The sequence below is a fragment of the Sphingomonas sp. CCH9-F2 genome (assembly GCF_001556735.1).
GTDB lineage: Bacteria > Pseudomonadota > Alphaproteobacteria > Sphingomonadales > Sphingomonadaceae > Sphingomonas > Sphingomonas ginsenosidimutans.
On sequence record NZ_LSJO01000351.1, the window covers coordinates 1 to 3,593 of the forward strand.

Below are 3,593 nucleotides of genomic sequence, written 5' to 3' on the forward strand. Positions count from 1 at the left end.
AGATGTGTATAAGAGACAGCCTTATACGGTGCATTGCACTTTATAAGGCACAGATGAATACGAGTCCGCCGCATCGAATCGAACTGGTGTTCTACCAGACCGACGCCGGCAACGTGCCGGTCAGGGACTGGTTGCTAGAGCTGCCGCAGGATCACCGCCGGGAGATCGGGCAGGACTTGCAGCGCGTCCAGTTTCGTTGGCCGGTCGGAATGCCGTTGGTGCGGCCGATGGGAAAGGGACTGTTCGAGGTCCGCACGTCGCTGTCAGACGGCACGATCGCGCGGGTGATGTTCTGCTTCCAGACCGGGGAGCTGTATGCGCTGCACGGCTTCATCAAGAAGGCGAACAAGACACCCGCATCGGATTTGGAACTGGCGCGCAAGCGCCAGAAGGAGGTCGAAAATGGCTGACAATAAGCACCGGGGGCCGACCCTCGATAGCTTTCTTGAGGAGGAAGGCGTTCTTGCCGAGTTTCAGGCCAAGGCGATCAAGGAGGTTATCGCTTGGCAGCTCGCCGAGGCGATGAAGGAGCGCAAGCTCAGCAAGAACCGTCTCGCCACGATGATGCACACCAGCCGCACCCAGGTCGATCGCGTGCTCGATCCTGAGAACGGCAATGTCACCATCGAAACGCTGCAACGGGCGGCGGCGGTCGTCGGCCGTCGCGTCCAGCTCGCACTCGTCTAGGCGGCCGACCGCAAAAAGGTCTGGCGCCTGCCGCTACGCGGCACCGCCGCTCTCAGTCGCTTCGCTCCCCAAGCCCGCAAGCGGTCTTGGCCCTGCCGGGTTCCGATCGGCTGGCGGGGCGAGGATCCGCATGGCGGATCGCCGCCAATCAACATCATTGACCACCGCGCTCCAATCGTTCACACGTTCATGTGTTCACACGTCCACATGCTTACACGCTCACACGTTCACCTGTTCAGGGGTTCACATGAAGGTTATCACTGTCATCAGCCAGAAGGGGGGCGCGGGCAAGACGACGTTGGCGATCCACCTTGCAGCGGCTGGCGCGGGCGCAGGGCTTACGACGTTGATCCTCGATACCGACCCGCAGGCAACGGCGAGCCATTGGAGCGAATGGCGCGGATCGTCGGACCTGGAAGTGGTCGATTGTGCCTCCCCTTCCCTCTTGCCCCGCAAGCTCCAGCAAGCAGCCGAACTCGGGGCCGACCTGGTGGTGATAGACACCCCTCCCCATGCCGACATCATGGCGCGGGAAGCCTGCAAGGTCGCCGACCTGGTGCTGATTCCCTGTCGCCCGCAAGCCTTCGATCTCAAAGCCGTAGAGATGACGGCCGAGCTGGTGCAGGCGACCGGCAAGACCGCGTTCGTGCTGTTCATGGGCGGCCCCCAGCGCGCACCGACGACCTACCGGGATGCCCGCGAGCTGATCGAGGGCGGTGATGGCGTCGCCGGCATGGGCGTGGACGTTGCGCCCGTCATGCTCACCCAGCGGGCGATCTATCATCACAGCACGGCGCAGGGGAAAACCGCGATCGAGCTGGAACCCGAAGGCAAAGCGACCGAGGAAGTTGCCGCGCTATGGGCGTGGACATGTGAACAAGTGAACGTGTCTGCAGCTTCACGAGTGAACAAGAAGCGAGGCGCGGCATGAGCAAGTTCGGCGCGATGAAGCAGCAACGGGCGGAGAGGGCTGGGGCGATCGGCGACAGCTCCGAGCCGACGATTGCGACACCCGCCACCACTCGCGCCCAGACCCGCCAGGGCAAGAAGGCGGTGAGCGCCTATTTCAGCCCCGAGGTCAGTCGCGGCCTGAATATGCTGGCGGCTGAGCAGGGGACGACGTTGCAGGCGCTCCTTGGCGAGGCCATCGACTTGCTCATGCGCCAGCACGGCAAGCATCCGTTCGGCGAGCGATAGCTGTCCACGTGTGAATATGTGAATGTGTGAACACAAAGATTAGGAGCTTGGAGGTGGCAAGATCGACGAACGCCAGGAAATCGACCGCCGCGCCTGCGGAGGTTGAAGAACCGATGCTGCCGATCGAAGCGCCACGCCAGCAGCGCAACCGCATCGGCAAGAAGTCGATCGCTGGCCGCTTCGATCCGGCGGTTGCCCGAGCGTTCGCGATCCTGGCCGCCAAGGAGGACAGCACAATCGAGGCGATGCTGACCGAGGCAGTTCTCGACATTCTCCAGAAATACAATCAGCCCATCGACAAGTGAACAAGTCCACGTGTGAACACGTTCACACTCGCTCTATTGTATCATCATTATAGAGCGCACTTCCCAACGACATAGTAATCTGACAGGCTTTGGTGTCGGCGGACTCATTCGCCGATTCGCCGTGGCGATCCTAGCGGGTGGCACCGCCAGGGCCAAAACGACGAAAGCCCGGCTTGGCGGCCGGGCTCTCGGAACGTCTGATGGGCGGGAGCCGCCCGGTGTCCTCACAAACACCAGTCTCCCGCAGGTCAGGCGACAAGTCAACTCGAAAACGCCGTTTTCGAGAACGGGAGAGCTTTGTCCATGAAGGATCACCGCCAGCAGCCGGGCCACTCAACCGACGGGAGGTTCCATGCAAACAGTGTTCGAGGCCCTGACAGGGCCAAAAGGGCGACGGCCGGGCTGTCAGACCGGCCAGCGGGTCCATCGCTACAGCCGCACCGAGGAGGGCCGGGAGGGGCGATTTTGGCAGCCGTTCAATCCCAAGAACGTCGCCCGCTTCATGCAGGCGGCCGAGAAATATGACCGCCTGAAACGGCTTGCTCACCGGCGCGACCGCAATAATCGCGAGAACGGCGCGATCGGCCATGTCGGGCTTGAAGTATTGCGAGAGCTGCTACGCCTGATCGACTACAAGACCGGGCGGCTCGATCCGGCCATCGCGACGCTGGCGCTTCGCATCGGCCGTTCGATTGCGGCCGTGGTGGACGCGCTCAAGCGGCTCAAGGCGCATGGCTTCCTCGACTGGTTGCGCCGATATGTGCCGACCGGCAACGCGGGGATGCGCGGCCCCCAGGTCAAGCAGACATCGAACGCTTACCGCTTGATGCTTCCGCCGCAGGTGGAACGCGGCATGACCGCGCCCCCGCCAGAAGACGACAGCGACCGGCGGCGGGCAGCGGTCGAAGAGGGCAGGGCGATGATCGCCAGGCTCCCGCTCGACGAGCAGCCTGCCCAGCTCATTGACGATCCCGGCCTCGTGGCGATTCTTGCCCGGCTCGGGCGCGCTGTCATGGACCAGGAACGTGATTCAGAGAGGTAGAATGAATCCCGGCAGAGTTAGAAATATACAAGCGGAATTGGCCTGACGGCCAATACGTAATTCGCTGCGTGCCGCCTTCAGCGCCACAGGTGCGGCCTACCGGCCGCAGGCTAGGCGGGGAGAAGGTGGGCGAGGTGGCGACGGAAGCGCCCTCCTGCGGCCGTCAGGAGCGCCGTGAGGGCAGAAAAGGGGCCTTCGACGTATTCGAGGTGCTGATCGCGTCGACTGTCGCCAGCGGGGCTTAAATCGCGCCGGATCAACCAGGCCCGCGAACTCGCGCTGGTCGTAGAAGCGGATTTTCTCGACCGCGAGCAAGTGTTCGCCCTGGCGCAGCAACAGGAGCTGGTCGGGCGGCATCCGCA

6 protein-coding genes are annotated in these 3,593 nt (G+C 63.1%); all 6 read left to right on the forward strand.

The features are described 5' to 3' along the window. The first annotated feature begins 86 nt into the window (after nucleotides 1–86). On the forward strand, nucleotides 87–410 hold the full coding sequence (locus tag AX685_RS10225) for a type II toxin-antitoxin system RelE/ParE family toxin (protein WP_231734925.1): 324 nt from the start codon (nucleotides 87–89) through the stop codon (nucleotides 408–410). Then, a complete protein-coding gene (locus tag AX685_RS10230) occupies nucleotides 403–687 on the forward strand; it encodes a helix-turn-helix domain-containing protein (RefSeq protein WP_066488205.1) in 285 nt (94 codons plus the stop codon). Before AX685_RS10225 ends, AX685_RS10230 begins: the two co-directional genes overlap by 8 nt. Nucleotides 688–934: 247 nt before the next feature. Beyond that, nucleotides 935–1,618 carry a ParA family partition ATPase gene (gene parA / locus AX685_RS10235; RefSeq protein ID WP_066488208.1) on the forward strand — a complete coding sequence of 228 codons (684 nt, stop codon included), beginning with the start codon at nucleotides 935–937 and terminating at the stop codon, nucleotides 1,616–1,618. After that, on the forward strand, nucleotides 1,615–1,884 hold the full coding sequence (locus AX685_RS10240; protein WP_066488210.1) for a ribbon-helix-helix domain-containing protein: 270 nt from the start codon (nucleotides 1,615–1,617) through the stop codon (nucleotides 1,882–1,884). The genes parA and AX685_RS10240 overlap by 4 nt, the downstream gene beginning before the upstream one ends. 113 nt (nucleotides 1,885–1,997) lie before the next feature. Beyond that, nucleotides 1,998–2,189, forward strand: a complete 192-nt coding sequence (locus tag AX685_RS10245; protein WP_066488212.1) for a ribbon-helix-helix domain-containing protein — start codon at nucleotides 1,998–2,000, stop codon at nucleotides 2,187–2,189. 352 nt (nucleotides 2,190–2,541) lie between these two features. Next, entirely contained in the window at nucleotides 2,542–3,231 is a 690-nt protein-coding gene (locus tag AX685_RS10250; RefSeq protein ID WP_231727421.1) for a replication protein A, read from the forward strand. Nucleotides 3,232–3,593: the final 362 nt, after the last annotated feature.